The sequence below is a fragment of the Micromonospora sp. NPDC049047 genome (assembly GCF_040649135.1).
Taxonomy (GTDB): domain Bacteria; phylum Actinomycetota; class Actinomycetes; order Mycobacteriales; family Micromonosporaceae; genus Micromonospora.
In genome coordinates this window covers 25,762-46,069 of the sequence record NZ_JBEZEY010000010.1, presented here as the reverse complement: position 1 = coordinate 46,069, position 20,308 = coordinate 25,762, and the positions used below count along the sequence as shown (strand labels likewise).

Here is a 20,308-nt window from a genome sequence, read left to right as displayed (position 1 = left end):
ACGTACCTCAGCTCTTCAGCAGATCGGTGGAGACCTGCCAGAGCCGCTCGGCGGCCTCCGGGTCCAACGCGTAGTCGGCGACGCCCGTGCGCCCGCCGGGCTGGGCGGGGGCGGCCTGCTGGCAGTCCTCGAAGTAGCGCCCACCCACCTCGTCGAGCAGCGGTGACGCGGCGACCAGCACCGAGGTGGCGGCGCCCTGCTCGACTGTCTTCCAGGCCGCCGCGTTACCGGCGCGCATCCGATTCAGCTCCTCCTCGCTCACGTAACGCTGCAGGTTGGTCTGGATCGCGCCGGGCATCAGCGAGTTGGCGAAGATGCCGTCGTCGGACCAACGCCGGGTCGCTTCCACGGCGAACAACACGTTCGCCGTCTTGGACTGCCCGTACGCCTGCCACGGGTCGTACTCGCGGTGGTCGTACTGGATGTCCTCGAAGACCACCGGCGAGCGCAGGTGGGCGGCGGAGCTGACCGAGGCGATCCGGGCCCCGCCGGCGGCCGCGAGTGCCGGGCGCAGCCCGGTGGCGAGCGCGAAGTGCCCCAGGTGGTTGGTGGCGAACTGCATCTCCCAGCCCTGCGGAGTCCGGCTCAGCGGCGCGGCCATGATGCCGGCGTTGTTTACCAGGATGTGCAGCGGGCCGTCCCAGTTGGCGACGAAGTCGGCGACTGATCCCTGGTCGGCGAGGTCGAGCGGCGCGACCATGACCCGGTCGTTGCCGGTGGTGCCGGTGATGTCGTCGGCGGCCTGCTGGCCGGCGTCCGGGTTGCGAACGGCAAGGGTGACCTCCGCGCCGGCGCTGGCCAGGGCGCGGGCGGTCGCCACGCCGATGCCTGACGAACCGCCGGTGACGATCGCCCGCCGGCCGACGAGGTCCACACCCCGGATCACGTCCATGGCAGTGGAGGTGTGGGCGAATGACGTGGTGATCGGGTTCTTCGTCGTCATGATCCATCCTTGTCCGGGGTGGGTCGGACCGGCCGGCCCGTCTGCCGGGGGCCGCTGGCGGCGATGATTCGGCGTCCGCGCCGCCACCGGCGCCGCGGACCGGATGAACGCCGGTCCAGGCGTTTTCCCGCCCCGGGCCGCAGGTAACGCTCGGCCGCGCCGCCATTGCCGTTCGGGCCTTCGACCAGGCCGGACGCTGCCAGAGTGGGACCGTGGGCAGCTACCGGCGGGGTGGGCGACTGGGTCCTGCCGTCCCGATCGCCCCCGGTGCCCGGGTGGACAAGTTCGAGGTCTTCTTCGACCTGGTCTTCGTCTTCTCGTTCTTCATCATCACCCGGGCGACCGCCGCGAACATCTCCAGCCGACAGCTGCTGCACGCCGCTCTGGTGCTGGCCGTGCTGTGGTGGATCTGGGTGGTGCACAGCCTGGTCGCCACCCGGGTCCGGCTCGGCGAGGGCTACGTACCGGTGCTCATGGTGATCGCCATGGTGGCCCTGTTCGCGTTCGCGTTGGCGCTGCCGCAGGCGTTCAGCGACCCGAAGGGGATCGCCGGCGGCCCGATGCTGGTGGCCATCAGTTACGTAGTGGTCCGGGCGGTCCACATGATCCTCTATCAGCACGTGGTGCGGGACAGCCCGCAGGAGCGCCGGCAGCTGCGCCGCTTCGCCCCGGAACTGGCGTTGAGCATCGTGCTGCTGCTGGCCGCCGCGCTGATCCCGCCGAGGATCACCGAACCGGACGAGGCCGCCCTGGTTCGCGACGGGCTGTGGATCGCCGTGGTGCTCGTGCAGTACGCCACCGGCTTCATCGTCGGCACCTGGGGCTGGGGGGTGACCAGCGCCGAGCACTGGACGGAGCGCTACGACCTCATTCTGATCATCGCGCTCGGCGAGTCCATCATCTCCACCGGGGTGGGCGGCAATCTGCTCGGCAAACCGGTGACCTGGCCGGCGGTGGCCGCCGCGGCGCTCGGCATCGTGATCACAGCAGCCCTCTGGTGGGCGCACTTCGACTTCGTCGGGCCGGCCGCCCGGATCGCCCTGCACGCCGCGGAGGGTGGCCCCCGGGTGGCCATGGCCCGCGACGCGTACGCGTACCTCTACCTGCCGATGATCGCCGGGGTGATCCTCTTCTCGATCGGCAACGAGGAGATCCTGCACAAGATCACCGACCCGGCCGGCGGGATCGCCGAGCGGATCGAGGGTCCGGCCGTGCCGATGCTGTTCGGCGGGTTGATCTGCTACTTCGCCGTCAACCTGCTGTTCCAGCTACGAACCCTGCACACCGTCACCTGGACCCGGGTCGGCGTCATCGTGGTGCTGACCGCCGCCCTGCCGGTCGGCCACCACCTGCCGGCGCTCGGCGCGCTCACCCTCGCGACGGTGATCTGCGTGGGGTTGGTGGCGGTCGAGGTGCTGGTGATGTCGGATTCCCGGCACGCGCTGCGGGCCGCGGTCTTCCAGGAGCGCACCACCCACGAGGCCCACGAGGCCGCCTGGCGGGCCCGCTGGCACGACGTCCGGGAGAGCGACGAGCCGACCACCCCGTGACCCCCCGCCCCGGATAGACTCCGGCGCAGCGTCGCAGTGCACCCGGCCCGAAGGCCGCCGTGGGCATGGAGGCGCGGGGACAGCATGGGACGAACGTGCACCCGAGCAATTCACCGGCCGGCCGCCTCGCCGCCGTCGGCAATCAGATGATCGAGATCCACCTCTGGCTCAGCGCGGAACTGGCCCGCCTCCGGGCCACCCTCGACACCTCCGGCGACGTGCGAGCGTCCCGTGACCTGCGGGCGCACTGCCTGACCTTCTGCACCGCGCTCGGCCGGCACCACACCGGTGAGGACACCGGCGCGTTCGAACTGCTGGCCGAGCAGGTCCCCGAGCTGCGCCCGGTCATCGCGAACCTGATCACCGACCACGAGGTGGTGGCGGGGATCCTGGCGCGGGTCGAGGCGCTGCTCACCGACGACACGGCGGTGCCGCGCCCCGAGCTGCGCGCCGAGCTTGACGGGTTGGCCGCGCTGCTGGAGTCACACTTCCGCTACGAGGAGAAGCGGCTGGTAGGCGCACTGAACGCGCTCACCGGCCGGCCCGGGACGACCGAGGAACTCCTCGGCCTGACCGCGCCGGCACACCTCACCGGCTGACGGCTGGGCCGATCCCGGCGGGCTGTCCGGCCGCCGGCACCGGAGCGGGCAGCCGCTCGTAGAAGCGGATCTTCTCCCGCAGGTGGTCGTACTGGCGCTGGAGCAGGCGCATCTGCTCCTCCACCCGCACCGCGTGGTGGTGCAGCAGTTCGCGTCGCTCGGCGACGGTGTGCTCACCCTCCCGGGCCAACTGCGCGTAGCGGCGCATCTGCGCGATCGGCATCCCGGTGTCGCGCAGGCAGCGGAACAGCACCAGCCAGCCGAGGTCGTCATCGGTGAAGACCCGCTGCCCGCCCGCCGTCCGCTCCACGTCGGCGAGCAGGCCGATCTTCTCGTAGTACCGCAGGGTGTCCAGACTGAAGCCGCTGCGGCGGGCGGCCTCCGAGGGGGCGTAACCGCTCATGTCACAGGAGCCTAGTGCTTGACCTGGAGTGCGCTCCAGGTTGGAGGCTGGTGACCATGACGACGACACGGACGCTGGGACGCAGCGGCATCACGGTGAGCGCTATCGGAATGGGATGCTGGGCCATCGGCGGCCCGCTCTGGGGTGACGACGGGCAGCCGTTCGGTTGGGGTGAGGTGGACGACGCCGAGTCGATCCGCACCATCCACCGGGCGCTCGATCTCGGGGTGACCCTGTTCGACACGGCAAGCAACTACGGCGCCGGGCACAGCGAACGGATCCTCGGTCAGGCCCTGGCCGGGCGGCGGGACAGCGTGGTCATCGCCACCAAGTTCGGCAACGTCAGCGAGGAGGCCACTCGGCGGGCGCTCGGCACCGACACCAGCCCGGCCTTCGCGGTACGCAGCCTGGAAGACTCGCTGCGCCGGCTCGGCACTGACCACGTCGACCTCTACCAACTGCACATCAACGCACTGCCGGTGCCCGCCGCGCTCGATCTGGTCGACACCCTGGAGGGCCTTGTCGACCAGGGCAAGATCCGGGCGTACGGCTGGAGCACCGACGATCCCGCCTCGGCGGAGGCGTTCGCGGCTGCCGGCCCGCACTGTGCAGCGATCCAGCACGACGAGTCGGTGCTGCGGGACAACGCCGCGGTGCTGGCGGTCTGCGACGCCCACGACCTCGCCAGCCTCAACCGTGGGCCGCTGGCGATGGGTCTGCTCACCGGGTCGACCCGGGCGGTCGGGGCGGACGACGTGCGCGGGCGGGCGCCGGAATGGCTGGAGTGGTTCACCGACGGCCGGCCGACGCCACGCTGGGTGACCCGCGTGGAGCAGGTCCGCGCGGCGCTCACCGCCGACGGGCGGACCCTGGCGCAGGGCGCGTTGGGTTGGCTGCTGGCGCGCAGCCCGCGTACGGTGCCGATCCCCGGGCTGCGCACCGTGGCGCAGGCCGACGAGAACCTGGCCACCCTGGCCCTCGGGCCGCTCGACGCCGAGGCGTACGCCGAGGTGGAGCGACTGCTCGCCGACCTGCGTCCGGCCCACGCGGCCTGACCACCGGTCCACGGCCCCGGGCGGCGTCGGCGGACGCTGGGCCCACCCGGTGGGACAGCGCCAGCGATCACGCACTTGTAGCGTGGCATCCGTCGACGCCGCCACGTCCAGCTGAGGATGGAGTCGCCCGGTGAGCTATCCGTTCCAGACCGCCGACACGCCAGTGTGGGATCCGGCGCTCCGGGTCGGCGAGGTCTACCTCGGCCAGGCCCGGTCGGTGGCGGAGGTCGTGGGGGCGCCGTCAGGTCTGACGCCCTTGCGCAACGGCAGCTGCGATCTCGACCCGGCGACGTTCGCGACCTTCGTGGACCACCTTCTCCGGTTCTACAACGGGGGCCGTCACCCCACCCTCTCGCAGTTGCTGCGCGGGGTCCTCCTGGTCTCCCTGGTGTTGCTGGACCGTGCCGGTGGGTCCCCTCCGCCGGCCGGCGGCGAGGTGCTGGACGCCCTGCTCGCCGAGGCCGCCACGCTGGCGCCCACCATGCCTGTCTAGCGATGGCGCGAGTCCGGGGAAGGCAGATGTGAACGACTCCCAGAAGATCGCCTGTACGGCGTGCGGGCAGGACTGGCAGACCTGGTACCGGGTTCGGGGTGGCGGGCGGATGTTTCTGCTGTGCCCCGAGTGCGACTCGGTCTGGCTACCCGGCGACGACCGCACCGGACCCCCGACGCATCATCTCGGCGCGCTGTTCGGCCCGCAGCCGAAGTTCTTCAACCCCTGGGCCCTGATCGAGGAGTGCACGCCGCCGCCCGCCGGCTGACGCGTCACCGGTGGGCGCCGACCCTTCGCGGACCGCCGCGGGTGCCGCCGACGACACGCCGAGCGGGGTGGGACGTCGCGCAAGGGGGGTGAGCGGCCGGCGCAGCGCGTCGGTGCGCGGGCTCGACGCAGCCAACCTGCCGTCCGTACCCGAAGATATGAGCATGCGGATCCTTCTGGCCGGCGCGTCCGGCTTCCTCGGCACCCGGCTGGCCGACCGGCTCGCGGCGGACGGACACCAGATCACCCGGCTGGTCCGCCGGCCGCCGCGCACCCCCGACGAACGGCAGTGGGACCCGACCGCCGGGCAGCTCGACCCGAACGTGGTCGCCGAGGCCGACGCGGTGGTGAACCTGGCCGGCGCGGGCGTGGGCGACAAGCGCTGGAACGACGACTACCGGCGCTTGATCCGGACCAGCCGGGTGGACAGCACCACCACGCTGGCGACCACCATCGCCGGGCTCTCCGCCGCCGACCGGCCCCGGGTGTTGCTCAACTCCTCGGCCGTGGGCTGGTACGGCAACACCGGCGACCGGGCGGTCGAGGAGGACGCGCCGGCCGGGGACGGCTTCCTGGCCGACGTCTGCCGGGTGTGGGAGGCCGCGACCCGGCCGGCCGAGGACGCCGGGGTACGCGTGGTGCGGCTGCGCACCGGTCTGCCACTGGACCGCCACGGCGGGCTGCTCAAGCCGCAGCTACTCCCCTTCAAGCTCGGCATCGCCGGCCGGTTGGGCAGCGGCCGGCAGTGGCTGCCGTGGATCTCGATGGTCGACTGGCTGGACGCGACGGTCTTCCTGCTGGACCACGACGAGATCGCCGGTCCGGTAAACGTGGTGGGGCCGCACCCGGTGACCAACGCCGAGTTCACCCGCGAGCTGGCCCGCCAGCTGCACCGTCCGGCGATCATCCCGATCCCCGCGCTGGCGCTCAAGGTGGCCCTCGGTGGCTTCTCCCACGAGGCCCTCACCAGCACCCGTGTCCTCCCCGGCGTCCTCACCAGAGCCGCCTACCCCTACCGGCACCCCACCCTCCCCAAGGCCCTGACCGCAGCCCTGAACCCCACACCATGAGACCCCGTCGATCATGAAGTTATTGCCACTCGCCTCGGCGTGTCGTGGCAATAACTTCATGATCAACCGGGGAGATCCGGGGGGTGGGGTGGGGTGGGGTGGGGTGGGGTGGGGTGGGTCAGCAGCCGATTACCCAGTAGTTGGGGGCGGTTTGCTTGAGGGCGGTGGTGTAGAAGGTGTTGTAGAGACCCATCCGCTGGTTGGAGCCGTTGGCGTAGGCGTACCCGCCGGACTGGTACGCCCGGCCGGCCGTCACGTGCGCGTAGTTGCTGGCCGTCACGCAGGTCGCGGGCGTGGTCGGGGTCGGCGTCGGGGTCGGGGTCGGCGTGGCCGTCGGGGTGGGGGTGGGCGTGGCGGTCGGGGTCGGGGTCGGGGTGGTGCCGCCGCTGTTCAGGCCGAAGAAGAGCGCGTCGCGGTACGTCGAGCAGATGGTGTCCAGGAAGTACGCGGCGGCGGTGCCGCACTGGTCCGCGCCGGAGCCCGGGTCGACAGGGGTGCCGTGCCCCATGCCGGAGACCCGGTAGAGGCGTACGTCGTCGTTGCCGTACACCTCCAGGCTGGTGTTGCCGGGCAGCGAGGACGTGCTGGTCGGGGTCTGCGACACGCCCCGCACGTTGGTCCACTGGTCGCGGGACTCGGTGCCGTTGAGCGGGGTGACAGTGGTGTCCGAGGTGCCGTGCCAGATCGCCACCCGGGGGCGCGGGCCGGTGTAGCCGGAGTACGCGCCGCGGACCAGGTCGCCCCAGGCGGCCGGAGTCTTGTCCGCGCCGGGGTTCATGCAGCTGAACGCGTTGACCATGCTGGTGGCGCAGCGGTACGGGATCCCCGCGATGATCGACCCGGCGGCGAAGACATCCGGGTAGGTGGCGAGCATGACCGCGCTCATCGCCCCGCCGGCGGAGAGCCCGCTGACGTAGACCCGGGAGCCGTTCACCCCGAAGTTCGCCTTGGCGTGGTCGACCATCTGCTTGATCGACAGCGCCTCACCCTGGCCCCGGGTGGTGTCGCCGGCCTCGAAGAAGTTGAAGCAGGAGTTGGCGTTGTTGCCGGACGGCTGCTGGGCGACGATCAGTGTGAACTTCCACTGGTCGGCGTACTTCTGCCAGCCGGAGTTGGCGAAGTATCCGGAGGCGTTCTGGACGCACCCGTGCAGCAGCACCACGGCCGGGGAGTTGGCCGGCAGGTTGTCCGGTCGGTAGGCGTACATCGTGAGGTTGCCGGGGTTGGAGCCGAAGCTGGTGACCTGGGTGAGGGTGGCGGCCTGGGCGGGTGCGGCGACGGCGACCGCGCCCGCTACGGCGAGGGCGAACCCGGCGACCGCACCGAGCAGCCGGGTGAGGGTGGACGAGGAGCGGCGCACGGCGGCCTCCTGAGGGGCGGACTGTGAACTGGGTCACTGTCGAGTTGCCGAGACGTTACGACGATGTGTCGCCGCTATGACATGGGGTGCGCTCACACATCTACGCCGACCGCTGTGTACGTCGCACCAGCGACCCACCGTGTCGGAAGGCGGGCCGACAACAACCGCCGGTCTGACCGGCCCGTCCAGGTCCGGTTGGTAACGTCCGCTGCGTGCCGTCCTCCCCGTCGCTGGCCACCGGGCCCGCACCCGCGTCACCGCCACGCGTCGTCCGGGACCGCCGGGCCGACCTGATCGTCGTGCTGGTGGCCCTCGCGCTCGCCGTCTGGGTGACAAGTGGGCTGTGGCGGGACCCGAACGTCCGCACCATCACCGTCAACTCCAGCGACCAGGCGCTCTTCGAGTGGCTGTTGGCCTTCGGCGGGCACGCGGTCACCCACGGGGAGAACCCGTTCTTCACGTATCTGATCAACGTCCCGGACGGTGTGAACCTCGCGGTGAACACCTCGATCACGGTGTACGCGGTGGTCTTCGCCCCGCTCACGTACCTGATCGGGCCGCCGGCCACCTTCCTGGTGATCCTCACCCTGAACCTGGTCGCCACCGCGCTGGCCTGGTACTGGCTGCTCTCCCGGCACCTGGTGCGCAGCCGGCTGGCCGCCGGGGTCGGCGGCCTGTTCATCGCCTACTCCCCCGGCATGGTCTCGCACGCCAACGCCCACCTGAACTGGACCGCCGGCTGGCTGGTGCCGCTGCTGGTCTGGCGGCTGTTCGCGCTGCGCCGCGCCGGACACTGGCTCCGCGACGGGGTGATCCTCGGCGTACTTGTCGCGGTGGCCTTCTCGATCGCCGCCGAGGGGCTCTTCTTCGCGGCGCTGGCGCTCGGGGTGTTCGTCGCCGTCTGGGCGCTGCACCCGGCCAACCGGGCCGAGGCACGCGCCGCGCTCCCCACCTTCCTGCGCGGGCTCGGGGTGACCGCGGTGGTGGCCGGCGTGCTGCTGGCGTACCCGCTGTGGTTGCACTTCGCCGGGCCGCAGCGGTTCCACGGCACCGGCTTCGACCCGGTGATCCACTCCGAGGACATCGCCGCGTTCGCCGCGTTCCCGCGCCGCTCGCTCGCCGGCGAGGCGGGGCTGGGCACCTCGTTGGCACCGAACCCGACCGAGGAGAACTCGTTCTTCGGCATCCCCCTGCTGGTGCTCACCGTCGTCTGCTTCGTCGCGCTCTGGCGGCGGGCCGACCCGAGCCGGCGGGCCACCCTGTGGGCGCTCGGCGTCCTCGCGCTGATCTTCGCGGTGCTCTCCTTCGGCCCGGTCGCCAAGGTCGACGGGCGGCGCACCGACCTGCCCATGCCCTTCGACCTGCTCGGACAACTGCCGGTGGTGAACGCCGCGCTACCGGCCCGGCTGGCGCTCGTGGTCGCGCCGGTGATCGGGTTGCTGCTGGCGTACACCGTCGACCAGTTGCGCGCCGCACCGCCCCGACACCGCTCCACCGAGGTGGCGTGGCTTATCGGGTTCGCGGTGGCCCTGGTGCCGCTGCTGCCCACCCCGCTGCTTACCGACGAGCGGGAACCCATCCCCCGGTTCATCACCTCCGGCACCTGGCGGGACTACGTCTCGAAGGACGGCGTGCTCACTCCGGTGCCGTTGACAGTGGACATCTACCCGGACGGTCAACGCTGGCAGGCGTACGCGTTGTCGCACCGGCAGGGTGAGTTCGCCATTCCGGGTGGCTTCTTCCTCGGCCCCGGCGGGCCGGACGGACGCGGCCGGATCGGCCCGGTGCCGCGCACGCTCAGCGCGTTGATGGACCAGGCGGGCCGGACCGGGTTGGTGCCGATCGTCACCGACGGGACGCTCCGGGAGGTCCAGTCGGACCTGCGGCACTGGCGGATCGAGACGGTGGTGCTCGCCGACCGGGTGCACGGCGCGAAGTTCGAGGTCGACGAGGAGGCGGTCCGGCGTACCGCCACCGCACTGTTCGGCGAGCCGCAGCGGGTCGACGACGTCTGGCTCTGGCGGATCCCGCCGGCCGACCGGTAGACCGCGCCACAACCGAGCGGGGCATCGCATCCGGCTTGCGTCGCGTCTAATGGGCTGATGGGAGAGATCGGCGGGCGGCTGCGGCGCGCCGCTGCGGTTGGGGTCGCGCTGGGGCTGGTGGCAATCAGCGCGCCGGCCGCCACGGCCGCGAACAGCGCTGTCACCGGCAGCACCACGGCTGCCGGCAGCACCACGACTTCCGGCAGCGCGGCCGGCGTGGTGCCGACCCGGGTGCACAATCCGTGGCTGTGGCAGGCCACCGTGGGGCAACGCCCGGCCGGCCCGGCCGCGCTGGTGTTCTTCACCGACCGCACACGCTATTTCGAGTCGACAGGCGTGCTTGTCGACCGGGACGGCGCGTACCGGCTGATCCCGATCGGCATCGCCGAGGGGCACGGGTTGCTCTCCCCGGATGGACGGCACTACCTGCGGCCGGGCTCCGGCGAGCTGCTGGACCTCACCACCGGCCGGCAGCGCCACACGGCGAGCGTCGGCGTCTACCCGATGGCCTGGTCGCCGGACGGGCAGCAGGTGCTGGGCACCCGCGACAACGATGACGACGTGATCACCTACGGACCGGACAATCAGCAGCTCAACGACCCGGAAAAGCCAGACGACCTGCTCGTCGTCGACCCGTTCCGGGGCACCGAGCAGGTGGTCGACGTCGGCACCTTCGCCGCGCACACCGCAGCGGCCTGGTCACCCGGAGGCGATCTGGTGGCCGTCACCGGCTGGCCGGACGTGCCCGCCCAGTTCGCCGAGCGCGAGCGACTGGTGGTCGTCGACCCGGCCGGCGGCGGCCCTCGTTGGCAGGTCGACCTGGGCGACAGGCGAACTCTCGCCGGCGCGGCCGCCTGGCATCCCGACGGCCGGCGGCTCGCGCTGCTCGCCTTCGACGGCTGCGCCGGGCCCCGGTGCACCCCGGAGCAGGCGCAGGCGCGCGCCTGGCGGGTCGAGTTCCTGGACACCGCCACCGGCCACGCCGTCGGTCAGGCCCTGCCGGCGGGCACCTCGGTCAGCGAGATCATCGGCTGGCGCGGCGACGACCCCATCGTGCGGTACGTCAGCGCAACGGAGCGGGACACCGACCGACAGACCGTTCTCGCCGCGCTGTCGCCCGACGGCGGTCGCGACGTGCTGGTGACCACGCCGGTCGGCTCGACCGACCTGATGGTGCCGGACGACCTGCTGACCCGGGCCGCCTTCGGTGGGCCGGAGCCTCGGCCATCACCGTTCGCCGCCCCGCTCTGGGTCTACCTCACGCTGGCCGTGCCGCTGCTGCTCGGCGTCGCCCTGGTCGCTCGGCACATTCGTCGCCGAGCCGCAGCCGGCGCGGCGTCGGCGTGACACCGAGCGACGCGGGTGGGCCGGGCCGGCGCGGCCACCGAGCGGCCCCGGCCCAGCACGGACAGCAGGCGCGATCTTCCCCGGTGAGACGGCTCACCAGGGAAGATCGCCGGGAGCGGGACTAGGCTGGAAACCGTGACAACGACGATCTCCGGCCTCACCGCCGTCCGCGCTGGTCTGCTCGACTACCAGGCCGCCTGGGACGAGCAGCGACGCCTGCACGAGTCGGTGGTGGCTGGCGAGCGCGGCGACACCGTGCTGCTGCTGGAGCACCCGAGCGTCTACACCGCGGGTAAGCGCACCGAACCGTGGGACCGGCCGACGGACGGCACCCCGGTCGTCGACGTGGACCGCGGCGGCAAGATCACCTGGCATGGGCCGGGGCAGCTCGTCGGCTACCCGATCCTGCGGTTGCCCGACCCGGTGGACGTGGTCGCGTACGTGCGGCGCACCGAAGAGCTCCTCATCGACGTGTGCGCCGAGTTCGGGCTGACCGCCGGCCGGGTCGAGGGGCGCAGCGGGGTCTGGGTGCCCGAGGACGACCGGGGGCCGGCCCGCAAGGTGGCCGCCATCGGCATCCGGGTCGCCCGGGGCGTCACCCTGCACGGCTTCTCGATCAACTGCGACTGCGACCTGACACACTTCGACCGGATCGTGCCGTGCGGCATCCGGGACGCGGGCGTCACCTCGCTCACCGCCGAGCTGGGCCGCCCGATCAGCGTGGCCGACGTGCTGCCGGTGGTCGAGCGTCGACTCGCGACCCTCGTCACGGTCTGAGACCGGCCACGCGCCGGGTGACCGAAGGTCGCCTACCCTCGGCCGGTGCAGATCGATCTCGTCACCGTCGTCGTCACCGAGTACGACCCCGCCATCGCCTTCTTCACCGACGTCCTCGGCTTCGAGCTGGCCGAGGACTCCCCGTCGCTCACCAACGACGGACGACCGAAGCGCTGGGTGGTGGTCCGCCCGCCGGGCGGCGGCACCGGGCTGCTGCTGGCCCGCGCCGACGGCGACCGGCAGGAGGCCGCGGTGGGCGACCAGACCCACGGCCGGGTCGGGTTCTTCCTCCAGGTCGACGACTTCGACGCCACCTACCGCCGGATGGTCGAGAAGCACGTCGAGTTCGTCAAGCCGCCGCCCACCGAATCGTACGGCCGGGTCGCCGTCTTCCGGGACATCGCCGGCAATCTCTGGGACCTGCTCGGTCCCGCCTGAGCCCCACCGGCCCGCTCCACCAGATCGAGTGGGCCGGCAGGGCACCCTCCTACGGGGTCAGGCGGTGCAGGTCGCGCGGGAACGCGGTGACCTCCCGGATGTTGGCCGCACCGACCAGGCGGGCCACGAACCGTTCCAGGCCGATGGCGAAACCACCGTGCGGCGGCATGCCGTGCCGGAACGCGTCGAGATAGCCGGCGTACGGCTCGACCGGCTCTCCCCGGGCCGCCAGCGCCGCCAGGTAGTCGGCGTGCCGGTGCAGCCGCTGCCCGCCGGTGACCAGCTCCAGACCACGGAAGAGCAGGTCAAAGCCGTTGGAGTACGCGGGCCGCGCCGGGTCCGGGTGGGTGTAGAACGGTCGCTTCGCCATCGGGTAGCCGGTGACGAAGAGGAAGTCCGAGCCGTGCTCGCGCCGGACCCACTCGCCCAGTGCCCGCTCGTGGGCGGGTGCGAGGTCCGGTTCGTCGGCGGGGGCACCGGCGATCGTCAACGCCTCGGTGAAGTGCACCGCCGGGATCTCCGTGGGCACCTGCGGCGGTGTGACGCCGAGCGTCTCCAGCGCGGCACCGGCCCGTTCGCCGACCGTGCCCAGCATCCCGGCCAGAGTGTCGCGCAGCACCCGCATCACGTCGGAGTGGTCGGCGACGAAGCCCAACTCGGCGTCGAGCGACGTGTACTGCGCGAGATGCCGGACGGTGTCGTGCGGCTCGGCCCGGAAGACCGGCCCCACCTCGTAGACGCGTTCGAAGACACCGACCATCAACTGCTTGTAGAACTGCGGTGACTGGGCCAGGTACGCGGGCCCGCCGAACCAGTCAAGCGCGAACACGTTCGCCCCGCTCTCGGTCGACGAGCTGACCACCTTCGGGGTGTGGATCTCCACGAAGTCCCGGGCGTCGAGGGCGGCCCGGAAACCGGCCACCGCCGCCGCCGAGATCCGCAGCGCGGCCGACCGGGTGGGGTGTCGCAGCGCGGTGGGCGCGTTGTCGAGCTGGGTGGGCAGGCTGGCGGTGAGCGCCGGCCGGTACAGGTCGAACGGTGGCGGCACGGCGGGTGGCCCGAGCGGGCGTACCTCCGGGTCGGTCAGCTCGACCCCGGCGGGCGCGGTGTCGTTCGCGGTGACCGTCGCGGTGACCTCGACGACCGTCTCCTCGGGAAGCTTCTCCAGCTCGGCGCGGACGGCCGGGTCGGTGACGACCACCTGGGCCAGGCCGGTGGCGTCCCGCACGATCAGGAACGCCACCGACTTGAGCAGTCGGCGGCGGTGCACCCAGCCGGCGACGCGCACGGTCTCGCCGATCCGGGTGGGCAGGTGGTGGGACAGGGTTCGTTTCATGGCGGGCTGCTCCTCGGTCGATCGCCACGCCGTCGCCGCCCTGAGGAAGCGAAGCGTCGCATCAGCCCCAGGGAGGTGTGGGCGAGCGGGATCCTCGCGGTGCCACCACACCTTCACCCCCGCCGGAGCGGGGGCCTCGTTCGTCGCCTGATGACCGGGGCCAGCCGGGCGGGCTCTACTAGGCGTCGCGGCCGTTCTGCCCGCAGCTCGGGAGGGTCTTCACGCACCCGGCGCCAGACCGCCTCTCAGCAACCGGCGGCTCTCTGCACTGGCGGGTCGGGGCGCTACTCGGCTCCGTCATCGCTGTTGGCGCAGACCGTAGCACCCGAAACCCGCTCGTGTGACGCCCATTTTCGACATCCCGGTGTCCGGCGTCACAAGGTCTGGGGCGTGACGCCGGTCGCCCGACGCACATAGACGCCCGCCGTCCGGCGTAGGCTCGTTTTCGTGACGATCGAGCACTCCGCGCCGACGACCGGCCAGGCAGCGCGCACCGCAACGGCGGCCCCCGAGGGGCGACGTCTGCTGCGGATCGAGGCGCGCAACGCCGAGACGCCGATCGAGCGCAAACCGCCATGGATCAAGGTCAAGGCCAAGATGGGCCCGGAGTACACCCAACTGCGCGGGCTCGTCTCGCGTGAAGGGCTGCACACCGTCTGCCAGGAGGCCGGCTGCCCCAACATCTACGAGTGTTGGGAGGACCGGGAGGCCACCTTCCTCATCGGTGGCGACCAGTGCACCCGGCGCTGCGACTTCTGTCAGATCGACACCGGCAAGCCGGCCGAGTTCGACGCCGACGAGCCGCGCCGCGTCGCCGAGTCGGTGGTCGCGATGGGGCTGCGCTACGCCACCATCACCGGTGTCGCCCGGGACGACCTGCCCGACGGCGGTGCCTGGCTGTACGCCGAGACCGTCCGACAGATCCACACCCTGCAGCCCGGTTGCGGCGTCGAGCTGCTGATCCCGGACTTCAACGCCGTGCCCGAGCAGTTGGCCGAGGTCTTCGGGTCCCGTCCGGAGGTGCTGGCGCACAACGTGGAGACCGTGCCGCGCATCTTCAAGCGCATCCGACCGGCGTTCCGCTACGACCGCTCGCTCGACGTGATCCGGCAGGCCCGCGCCGACGGCCTGGTCACCAAGAGCAACCTCATCCTGGGCATGGGCGAGGAGCGCGCCGAGATCTCCCAGGCCCTGCGCGACCTGCACGGGGCCGGCTGCGAGCTGATCACGATCACGCAGTACCTGCGCCCCACCCCCCGGCACCACCCGGTGACCCGCTGGGTCAAGCCGGAGGAGTTCGTGGAGCTGCGCGAGGAGGCCGAGGAGATCGGCTTCGCCGGGGTGATGAGCGGTCCGCTCGTGCGTTCGTCGTACCGGGCCGGTCGGCTCTACAAGCAGGCGCTCGACGCCCGCGCCGCGGTCGTCACCGCGGGCTGACCCGCCCCGGTCCCACCCCGGCCGCTCGCGTCGCGCGGCCATCCGGCGTCCGAATGTCATGATCGTGGAATGACCCTCGGCGTACGCCACCAGCCGCGTGGCGCGGGCTCCCCGCGCCCACGGGCGGGCGGGCGTCTCGGGTCGGTCGGCTGGCTCACCGGGTTGGTAGTGCTCGCCGGGGTGGGCTACCGGCTCTGGCTGCTGTGGCACGCCGCGCCCTTGACGAACAGCGACGAGGCCGCCATGGGGTTGGCCGCGCTGCACATCTCCCGGGGCGAGGACTTCCCTGTCTGGTTCTACGGCCAGCAGTACATGGGCCCGCTGGAGGCGTACCTGGCCGCCCCGGTGTTCGCAGTGGCCGGTGGGCCCTCGCTGCTCGGTCTGCGACTGCCCACCCTCGCGCTGTACGCGTTGTTCCTGCTGCTCGCCTGGCGGCTGACGCTGCGACTGACCGGGGACCGATGGTTCGGGCTGCTGGTGGTGGCGGTGCTGGCCCTGGGCTCGGATCGGCTGGTCAAGAACCAGCTGATCGCCGGCGGCGGCTACCCGGAGATGAACGCGGTCGGGATGGCGCTGGCCGTACTCGCCGTGGATCTGGCCACCGGGCGGCCGGGGTGGCGGCTGGCGCGCTGGACGATGTGGGGGTTCCTGGCCGGCCTGATGCTCTGGGTCGACCCGTTGGTGCTGCCGTACGTGGTGGCGATCGGTGCGGTGCTCGTCGGGTACTGCCACCGGGAGCTGCGGGGTGCGGCCGGGGCGCTGCTCGGGGCCGCCGCCGCGCTGGGGGCCGCCCCGCTGCTGCTGGACAGCCTGCTGACCGGCCGGAACCCACTGGACGCGGTGCTCGCCGCCAGCGGTGCGAACGCCAGCGCGGGATGGGCGGACCGGCTGCACGGCGGCCTGTTGCTCGGCCCGGCACTGGGCATGGGGTTCTGCGATCCTGGGCGGTGCGCCGCCTGGCAACTGTGGTGGGCGGTCGCCCTGCCGCTGCTGCTTGTCCTCGCCGCCGCCACCGCCTGGCGGACGCTGCGTCGCGCGGCGGCACCCGCACTCCCTGCCTCCAGTGGCGCTGGCGGACCTGGCGGTGTCGGGCCCAGCGCTGACGGACCTGCCAGCGCTGGCGGACCTGGCGGCGCTGCTGCGGTTCCGGCCCGGGTGTCGGCGGCGATCTGGCTGGCGCTCGTGCTGGCCGCGGTCGCCACCCTCGGCGCGTACACCGTGAGCAGTTCCGCCGGGCTCACCCCGGTGGAGAGTGCCCGTTATCTGTCCTGCCTGCTCATCTCCCTGCCGGCTCTGCTGTGGCCGGTCTGGGCGTCGGCCCGTGGCGGTCTCCGGCAGTCCGCAGGCGACCGTCGCGGCGTCGGGTCGGCGCTGGCCCGCCCGGTCGCGCTGGCGTTGCTCGTGGCCACAGTGGGCACCGCCGGCCAGGCCACCTGGCAGGCAGCGCGGACCGCCCCCGCGACGCACGCCGCCGAGGCCCGGCACACCGAGTTGGTGGCCACCCTGCGTCAGCTCGGCGTACGACACGTCCGCGCCGGTTACTGGACCTGCAACCGGCTCACCTTCGCCGCGGCGGAGCAGGTGGTCTGCGCGGTCGTCGACGACGCGCTCCGCCCCGGCTTCGACCGCTACCCCGCGTACCGGCGGGAGGTGGACGGCGCGGTGGCGCCCGCCTGGGTCGCACCGACCGGCTCGCCGTTGGCGCACACGCTCGACGAACGGCTGCGCGCCGCGCCGGGCAGCCTGGACCTGGTGACGATCGACGGATGGCGGATCTACCTGCCGTCGGCATGACCGCCGCGCCCGCCCCGCCAGTTCCGGTGCGCCCGCAACGACGACCGCAGGCTCAGGTCGTTGGCGCGCTCGTCAGCGGGGTGGCGCGGGCTCGGCGAGCAGGCCGAGGCGGTGGGCCAGCGCGGCGGCCTCCCCCCGGTTCGTCACGTCGAGTTTCGCGATGATCCGGGAGACGTGCACGCTTGCCGTCTTCGGGGAGATGAACAACTGCTCGGCGATCCGGCTGTTGCTGTGCCCCTCGGCGACCAGCCGCAGCACCTCCCGCTCCCGGGCGGTCAGCAGATCGGCGCCGGCCCCGCCCTGACCCGTCCCGCGCAGGCCGACCCGCCGCGCCAGGGTTGCGACCGCCTCGGCCAGCGGTGTCGCGCCCAACCGCCGGGCGATCTCCGCGGCCTCGGTGACGGCCGCCGACACCTCGGCCCGCTCGCCGACGGCTGCGCCCGCCTCGGCCAGCGCCAGCAACGCCCGACCGAGCGGGTACGGCTGCCCGTCGGCACGCCACGCGTGCACCGCCGTCCGCCAGGCCGGCAGCGCCTGGTCGCCGACGGCCAGCAGCGCGGTGACCTGGGCGGCGTGCGCCAGCGCCGCCGGGTGTCGGGCCGGCAGGTCCGCGGCGAGCGCGGTGGCCGCGGCGGCCAGGTCCCGGTCACCAACCCGGGCGGCGGTACGGGCGACGGCGCTGAGCACCGGCCAGCCCTCCCGGGGCAGTTGCGGCAGATGCGCGTCGGTCACCGCGGCGCGGGCGGCGCGTACCGCCTCGACCTTGTCGTCGGCGGCGAGCGCGGCCTCGATCCCCAGCTCGTGCAGGGGCAAGCGGTGGTTCGGCCACAGGTAGGGCCGGCTGAGGAAGGCCAACGCCCGGTCGACAAGCTCGTCGGTGCCCGGATGGGCGCGGGCCAGCCGCAGCCCGGCGCCCAACTGGAGCCAGTGCAAGCCGGTGACGCCGGACAGGTCGATCCGGGCGGCCTCCGCGCACACCGCCTCGGCCTCGTCCCACCGACCCAGCGCGATCAGCGCCTCGGCCCGGTTCGACAGCAGGTACGCCCCGGTCGAGCGGCTGATCCCCACCCGCCGCGCCTCGGCCACGCCGGCCTCCGCCGCCTGGGCGGACTCGGCGTAGCGGCCCAGCTCGCAGAGCAGGTCCGACTGGAACACCTTGGCGAGCACCAGCGCTGCCGTGTCCCCGGCCGTGCGGGCGACGGCCTCCACCTCGGCCAGCTCGGTCAACCCGCGCTCCAGATCCCGCTCGCCGTGGCAGAGCAGGGCGATCCGCGTCGGCAGCAGGGCCAACTCCTCGCCGAGGGCCGCGGCGGCGGTACCCGCCTCGGCGGCCACCCGAGCGGCCTGCTGAGGGGCGATCTTGGCCAGGTGCGAGGCGATGTCGGCGAGCAGCCGGACCCGCTCCACGCCGGCCGGGCCACCGGCCGCCAGCCGGTACGCCTCATCCAGCTCACGGCTGCCGTCACTCTTGCCGAGCAGGGCCAGCAGTCGACCCCGCTGGTCCAGCAGGCGGGCGGCCCGCAGCGGCGCCGCGTCGGCGTCCACCTCGGCAAGCCCGGCCCGGGTCAGGGTGATGGCCCGACTGAAGTCACCGGCGGTGATCGCCGCGTCCAGGGTCTGCTCCAGCAACGCCAGGTGGTCGATGCCGAGCAGGTCGGCGGCGGCGGGCACCAGCTCCCACAGCTCCAGCGCCCGTTCCAACAGTCGACGCTGCTCGGCGTAGGCGTACCGGTCGGCGGCGGCGCGGGCCGCGGAAAGCGCGGCGACCAGGGCGCGCGGGTGGTGGTGTGCGGCGTACCAGTGGTGGGCGACCTCGGCCGGGGCCCGGCCGACGGCGACCAGGTGCGGCTGCGCCTCGATCGCGGCGGCGAAGCGGGCGTGCAGCCGGGCGTGCTCGCCGGGCAGCAACTCGTCGTGCACGGCTTCGCGGACCAACGCGTGCCGGAACTCGTAGTCGCCGTCCGGGTCGGCCACCACGAGTTGGGCGGCGACGGCAGCCCGCAGCGCGTCCTCCAACTCGGTGTCCGGCAGCCCGGCGACCTCGGCGAGCAGGTCGTGGGCGAACCGGGTGCCGCCGGCCGCGGCGATCCGCAGCACCCGCTGGGACGGCTCGGGCAGCCGGTCCACCCGGGCCAACAGCAGGTCGCGCAGGGTCTCGGGAAGCGCCGCGCAGCCGACCGGATCGCCGGCGACGGCCAGCTCCTCGATGAAGAAGGGGTTGCCCTGGGTACGCTCGTGGACGTCGTCGACGGCACGTGTGGTCGGCTCGGCGCCGAGGAGATCCGCGAGGATCGCGCCGGTGCCGTCGCGGTCCAGTCGGCCCAGCTCGACCCGGTGCACGCCACGGACCCGGTCCAGCTCGGCCAGGAACGGGCGCAACGGGTGCCCGCGCTGCAACTCGTCGGTGCGGTAGGTGCAGACCAGCAGCAGCCGACCCGGTCGGGCCGCCCGGACCAGGAAGCCGATCAGGTCGCGGGTGGAGCGGTCGGCCCAGTGCAGGTCCTCGATCAGCAGCACCAGCGGCCGGGTGTCGGCGAGCCGTTGGAACAGCTCGGCGACCAGGTCGAACAGGTAGCCGCGTGGGGCGTCACCGACCGGGGCGGCGCTCGGCGTGGCCAGCGTCGCTCGGCCCAGCTCCGGCAGCAGCCGGGCGAACTCCGCCTCGTACCCGGCGAACACCTCGGGACCGTCGACACGCAGCACCGCACGCAGGGCCGCGGCGAACGGGGCGAACGGCAGACCCGCCTCGCCCAGCTCCAGGCACTGGCCGACCAGCACCCGCGCCCCGCCGTCGGTGGCTCCGGCGGAGAACTCCTCCAACAGCCGGGTCTTGCCCACCCCCGCCTCGCCACCGACCAGCACTGTGGTCGGCTCCCCCGCCCCCGCACGGGTCAGCGTCTCGCGCAGCGTCGCCAGCTCACGCTGGCGGCCGACGATGACGGAGCTGGCGGCGCGTACGGTCACGGAAGCGAGCATGCCATGGCGGCCGCCCGCACCTGCCCCGCCGACCGGCGGGACGGCCGGTGGTCGACCGTCCCGCGGGACGGGTGCCGTGGGCGGGGCCGCCGGGGCGGGCGCGGTCACCGGCGGTCGTCGCCGAGGCGGCGGGTCTGCTGGCGGCGGCCCAGCCAGGTGCGGCCGGGGCGTCGCGACACCGCGCGGGCGAGCTGGGCGGCGGCCACTTCGGCGCGCAGCTCGGCGGCGTGCGTACGGTGCAGGGAGAGCAGGAATTCCGCGTCGTTGCCGAACATGTCGGTCTCCTTCGTCGTGGTGTCGTCGCTGCTGACGACTCTTCGCGCGAAGGCCCCACCCCGGCATGGGCACAGCGCCTGATCTTCACCGCCGGTACCCTCCTTACTCGCCCGGGCCGCAGCGGCGAGGCGACGTAAGGTAC

At 72.9% G+C, this 20,308-nt stretch carries 18 protein-coding genes; 12 read left to right on the top strand and 6 right to left on the bottom strand.

What is annotated here, in order from left to right; translation table 11 throughout:
* Window positions 1–7: 7 nt before the first annotated feature.
* On the bottom strand, window positions 8–943 hold the full coding sequence (locus tag AB0B86_RS17880; RefSeq protein ID WP_357418667.1) for an SDR family NAD(P)-dependent oxidoreductase: 936 nt from the start codon (window positions 941–943) through the stop codon (window positions 8–10).
* Window positions 944–1,155: 212 nt separating this feature from the next.
* Here AB0B86_RS17880 and AB0B86_RS17875 point away from each other — a divergent pair, with 212 nt between their 5' ends.
* Together AB0B86_RS17875 and AB0B86_RS17870 are read left to right on the top strand one after the other, a co-directional pair.
* Window positions 1,156–2,493, top strand: a complete 1,338-nt coding sequence (locus AB0B86_RS17875; protein ID WP_357410954.1) for a low temperature requirement protein A — start codon at window positions 1,156–1,158, stop codon at window positions 2,491–2,493.
* 95 nt (window positions 2,494–2,588) lie between these two features.
* Window positions 2,589–3,092: a hemerythrin domain-containing protein gene (locus tag AB0B86_RS17870; RefSeq protein WP_357410956.1), complete on the top strand. Its 504-nt coding sequence runs from the start codon at window positions 2,589–2,591 to the stop codon at window positions 3,090–3,092.
* On the opposite strand, the gene AB0B86_RS17865 is transcribed toward AB0B86_RS17870, so the two are convergent.
* Window positions 3,082–3,495 carry a MerR family transcriptional regulator gene (locus AB0B86_RS17865; protein ID WP_357410958.1) on the bottom strand — a complete coding sequence of 138 codons (414 nt, stop codon included), beginning with the start codon at window positions 3,493–3,495 and terminating at the stop codon, window positions 3,082–3,084. The genes AB0B86_RS17870 and AB0B86_RS17865 overlap by 11 nt on opposite strands.
* Window positions 3,496–3,551: 56 nt before the next feature.
* On the opposite strand from AB0B86_RS17865, the gene AB0B86_RS17860 reads away from it, so the two are divergent.
* The 4 genes from AB0B86_RS17860 to AB0B86_RS17845 all read left to right on the top strand — a co-directional run bounded on the left by AB0B86_RS17860 (window position 3,552) and on the right by AB0B86_RS17845 (window position 6,380).
* Complete coding sequence (locus AB0B86_RS17860; protein ID WP_357418665.1) at window positions 3,552–4,550, top strand: aldo/keto reductase; 999 nt, start codon at window positions 3,552–3,554, stop codon at window positions 4,548–4,550.
* A 130-nt stretch (window positions 4,551–4,680) separates the two neighbouring features.
* On the top strand, window positions 4,681–5,043 hold the full coding sequence (locus tag AB0B86_RS17855) for a DUF6086 family protein (protein WP_357410962.1): 363 nt from the start codon (window positions 4,681–4,683) through the stop codon (window positions 5,041–5,043).
* 28 nt (window positions 5,044–5,071) lie between these two features.
* Window positions 5,072–5,311 carry a hypothetical protein gene (locus AB0B86_RS17850; protein ID WP_357410964.1) on the top strand — a complete coding sequence of 80 codons (240 nt, stop codon included), beginning with the start codon at window positions 5,072–5,074 and terminating at the stop codon, window positions 5,309–5,311.
* 163 nt (window positions 5,312–5,474) lie between these two features.
* Window positions 5,475–6,380 (top strand): TIGR01777 family oxidoreductase, encoded by a 906-nt coding sequence (locus AB0B86_RS17845; protein WP_357418663.1) that lies wholly within the window; start codon window positions 5,475–5,477, stop codon window positions 6,378–6,380.
* A gap of 118 nt (window positions 6,381–6,498) precedes the next feature.
* Here the strand turns inward: AB0B86_RS17845 and AB0B86_RS17840 are convergent, their stop codons facing one another.
* Window positions 6,499–7,740, bottom strand: coding sequence for a PHB depolymerase family esterase (locus AB0B86_RS17840; RefSeq protein ID WP_357418661.1), 1,242 nt, complete (start codon window positions 7,738–7,740; stop codon window positions 6,499–6,501).
* A gap of 212 nt (window positions 7,741–7,952) precedes the next feature.
* On the opposite strand from AB0B86_RS17840, the gene AB0B86_RS17835 reads away from it, so the two are divergent.
* The 4 genes from AB0B86_RS17835 (at window position 7,953) to AB0B86_RS17820 (ending at window position 12,347) form a co-directional block, all read left to right on the top strand.
* Window positions 7,953–9,785 carry a DUF2079 domain-containing protein gene (locus tag AB0B86_RS17835; protein ID WP_357418659.1) on the top strand — a complete coding sequence of 611 codons (1,833 nt, stop codon included), beginning with the start codon at window positions 7,953–7,955 and terminating at the stop codon, window positions 9,783–9,785.
* A gap of 57 nt (window positions 9,786–9,842) precedes the next feature.
* A complete protein-coding gene (locus AB0B86_RS17830) occupies window positions 9,843–11,132 on the top strand; it encodes a hypothetical protein (RefSeq protein WP_357418657.1) in 1,290 nt (429 codons plus the stop codon).
* Window positions 11,133–11,267: 135 nt separating this feature from the next.
* Entirely contained in the window at window positions 11,268–11,909 is a 642-nt protein-coding gene (gene lipB / locus AB0B86_RS17825; protein WP_357418655.1) for a lipoyl(octanoyl) transferase LipB, read from the top strand.
* A gap of 45 nt (window positions 11,910–11,954) precedes the next feature.
* A complete protein-coding gene (locus AB0B86_RS17820) occupies window positions 11,955–12,347 on the top strand; it encodes a VOC family protein (protein WP_357418653.1) in 393 nt (130 codons plus the stop codon).
* A gap of 49 nt (window positions 12,348–12,396) precedes the next feature.
* Here the strand turns inward: AB0B86_RS17820 and aspS are convergent, their stop codons facing one another.
* Complete coding sequence (gene aspS, locus AB0B86_RS17815; RefSeq protein WP_357418651.1) at window positions 12,397–13,683, bottom strand: aspartate--tRNA(Asn) ligase; 1,287 nt, start codon at window positions 13,681–13,683, stop codon at window positions 12,397–12,399.
* 447 nt (window positions 13,684–14,130) lie between these two features.
* On the opposite strand from aspS, the gene lipA reads away from it, so the two are divergent.
* Complete coding sequence (gene lipA, locus AB0B86_RS17810) at window positions 14,131–15,120, top strand: lipoyl synthase (protein WP_357418649.1); 990 nt, start codon at window positions 14,131–14,133, stop codon at window positions 15,118–15,120.
* A 69-nt stretch (window positions 15,121–15,189) separates the two neighbouring features.
* A complete protein-coding gene (locus tag AB0B86_RS17805; protein ID WP_357418647.1) occupies window positions 15,190–16,914 on the top strand; it encodes a hypothetical protein in 1,725 nt (574 codons plus the stop codon).
* 72 nt (window positions 16,915–16,986) lie between these two features.
* Here the strand turns inward: AB0B86_RS17805 and AB0B86_RS17800 are convergent, their stop codons facing one another.
* Together AB0B86_RS17800 and AB0B86_RS17795 are read right to left on the bottom strand one after the other, a co-directional pair.
* Complete coding sequence (locus AB0B86_RS17800; protein ID WP_357418645.1) at window positions 16,987–19,878, bottom strand: AAA family ATPase; 2,892 nt, start codon at window positions 19,876–19,878, stop codon at window positions 16,987–16,989.
* A gap of 116 nt (window positions 19,879–19,994) precedes the next feature.
* Window positions 19,995–20,165, bottom strand: a complete 171-nt coding sequence (locus tag AB0B86_RS17795; protein WP_357410986.1) for a hypothetical protein — start codon at window positions 20,163–20,165, stop codon at window positions 19,995–19,997.
* Window positions 20,166–20,308: the final 143 nt, after the last annotated feature.